The sequence below is a fragment of the Mycobacterium sp. genome, assembly GCF_052145595.1.
Classification (GTDB): Bacteria; Actinomycetota; Actinomycetes; order Mycobacteriales; family Mycobacteriaceae; genus Mycobacterium.
Window position 1 is genome coordinate 1 of sequence record NZ_JBKQOI010000378.1, and the last position, 2,807, is coordinate 2,807.

Annotated in this window: 3 protein-coding genes and 1 pseudogene; all 4 read right to left on the bottom strand. The window is 66.3% G+C overall.

Annotated features, from left to right (window positions below):
• The coding region (locus tag ACLP4W_RS30595) for a 4'-phosphopantetheinyl transferase family protein (RefSeq protein ID WP_442391421.1) at positions 1–400 on the bottom strand (400 nt) is incomplete at its 3' end.
• 142 nt (positions 401–542) lie between these two features.
• Positions 543–1,679, bottom strand: a complete 1,137-nt coding sequence (locus ACLP4W_RS30600) for a 6-phosphofructokinase (protein ID WP_442391423.1) — start codon at positions 1,677–1,679, stop codon at positions 543–545.
• Between the two features lie 96 nt (positions 1,680–1,775).
• Positions 1,776–2,678, bottom strand: coding sequence for a 3-oxoacyl-ACP synthase (locus tag ACLP4W_RS30605; RefSeq protein WP_442391425.1), 903 nt, complete (start codon positions 2,676–2,678; stop codon positions 1,776–1,778).
• Positions 2,662–2,807: pseudogene (locus ACLP4W_RS30610) on the bottom strand (3-oxoacyl-ACP synthase); the annotation flags it as partial. The pseudogene ACLP4W_RS30610 and the gene ACLP4W_RS30605, both read right to left, overlap by 17 nt.

Here is a 2,807-nt window from a genome sequence, read left to right on the forward strand (position 1 = left end):
CGAAGCCGGGCGTGCGCGGCTCCACCAGCTCCAGGTCGCAACCGACCGCCAGCGGCCCGGTCGGCGACGTCACACAAACCGCCCATCCCGCACGGTCGCTGATCGACACGCCCACCTCGATCGGAGCCCCGTCGACGCACACGTATGGGGCGCCGCTGGGCGCGTTGCGGACTTCGAGACCGGCAAGCGTCGCCGAGTCGGTGGGCCGGCCGGTGACCGAAGCCACCGCGTGCTTGGTCACAAGCCGGCGCAGCAAGAACTCGGTCCGCCGCTTGGTATACCGCAGCCCGGCCAGAATGGCCGCCTCGCCGGGCGCCAACCATTGTTCTTCCGGGGGCAGCGCCTCCTCCCCCAGCGCGAGCCACCGATACCTCCCCGGATCGGCTGAGCCTTGTTGCATGCGCACCTTCCCGAGACCGACCTTTCCGCCGAATCTACCGCCGGCGAGATCGATGGTTACGCCCGCTGATTCCGGACTCGGTCGCTCACGAATGTGGGAGTCGCGTCGGCGTCTTATTGCCGCCTTTGCCGCCGGGCAGCGGTCAACGTCCAATCGCGCTGTGCGCGGGCATCTCATCGCCGAAGCAAATCCCCACATCGCGGGCGGTCAGCATCGCGTCGCAGTCGAGCGGAACCTTCTTCTGCCGGCGGGTGGCCTCGGTGAGCGGCACATAGTCCACCGTCGGCGGGTTGAGCGCCACCATGACACCGTCGCGTCCTTCGTCGAGGGCCCGCACCGCAGCAGCGCCGAACCGCAGGCCGAGCAACCGGTCGAACGAGGTTGGCGAACCACCCCGCAGCAGGTGGCCGAGCACGACCGTGCGTGCCTCTCGACCGGTCATCCGCTCGAGCTCAGCGGCCACCTTGGCGCCGATGCCACCGAGGCGTTCGGCTTGCCCCACCGACTTGCCAAGGATCGATAGCTCTCCGCCGACCGGCCGGGCGCCCTCGGCGACGCAGACGATAGAGAACTTCGCACCATTCCGCTCGCGAAGGGTGATCAAGGCTGCCACCGGCTCGAGGCTGAACGGGATCTCGGGGATGAGGATCACGTGCACCCCCGACGCCATTCCGGCGTTCAAGGCGATCCATCCGGCATAGCGGCCCATCACCTCCACCACGATGATCCGGCCATGCGATGTGGCGGTGGAGAACAGCCGATCAATGCACTGCGAAGCGAATTCAACAGCGGTGTCAAAGCCGAACGTCGACGCCGTCTTCTCGAGATCGTTGTCAATCGTCTTGGGTACGCCGACCAGACGCAACCCGGCCTCGTGCAGGTGACGGGCTATCGCCAGCGTTCCGTCACCGCCGATCGTTATCAACGCGTCGATGGAGTGCTCCTCGAAGCGGCCGAGCAGCTCTTCGGTCCGGTCCACCTCGATCCAGGTGCCGTCGCTTTGTTGCACCGGGTAGGCGATCGGGTTGCCACGATTGGTGGTTCCGATGATCGTGCCACCCTGTTGGATGATGCCGCGAACCCTGTCACGAGTCAGCTCGATCAGCCCACCGTCGGGGTACTCCTCCGGGAACAGCAACCCGTTGAAGCCGTCGCGGATCCCGACGACATCCCAGTCGCGGTTTCGTGCGGCCAGGGTGGCTGCGCGGATGACGGCGTTGAGTCCCGGTGCGTCACCGCCGCCGGTGCTTAGAGCGACCCGCTTGATGCGAGATTTCACGAGGCGAACCCTACGCCGGTGATAGCGCCTACGCCCGAGTTCGGTTCGGGCGCCAACGATCCCTGTGCGCAGTTGCGGACGGTGCTTAGCGGTCTGTTAACGGTGGTCAGCTTCGTTTCCGCTCCGAGGCGGCTGGCGGTACAGTGCGGCACCGGCCGTGACACCCGCGCCCGCGGCGACAAACAGAACCCGCGTGCCCGCCGGGAGCCGTTCTACTTGCCCCTCGAACGCGGCCGCCAGCGCGGCGGTATGCATGCCCTGATCGTCGGCGACCGCGATCTGGTCAAACGGTACCCCAAGCCGATCGCTCAGCGCGGCGCGGAACCCGGGTCGCGGAGGAGCGGCGACAATCATGTCGATGTCAGGAAGCCCCACGGAATGCGCATCCAGGCAAGCGCGCGCCGCCTCCGCGGCGGACGCGGCGAATTGCTCATCCAAATCGGCCGACTCGCTGAACCGGAGGACATTACGGGCGTCAGCGAAACCTACTGTCGCAGAGAATATCCCGTTGTCGTCCGCCGAATTCACCCAGGACACGCGGCTCAGGCCGTAGTCGTCATCGGACCACCCGCACAACAACGCCGCCCCGGCGGCCGAAAACGGAAAATGCTTGCTCATCCCATGTCCCGGATCGGCATCACTGGCCACCACAAGTGCGCGGTGAACGCTGTGGGTTCGCAGGAAACCGTCGACGATCTGCAGCGCGGTAAGCACTCCGCAGGCGCCGTTGGCGATGTCGAAGGAGAACGTCCCATGACCGCCGGTGTGCGGATCCTCGGGGTTGGCCCCGATGTCGTCCTGAATCAGCGCGGCAAGCGCCGGCTCGCCCAGGTTGCGGTCGCGGTAGAGCCCCGCATTGACCACAAGATCCAACTCGTCCGGGTCGCATCCGGCCCGTTTCAGACAATCCTTGGCGGCGGTGACGGCGAGATGCAGCGCGCTGTGCTGATCACGCCAGCGCGCGTGCGCGATTTCGACTCGATCAATGACTGTGCCCATAGCGGCTCACCAAATCCTCATCCAGGGTCAGTAAAACCATGCCGATCTCCAGCCCGGAGGCCAACGCAACCAGCGCGATCCGTTCTCCGGCCACGATGCGTCCGGCCTCGAGTTCCTCGACGAGGGCCA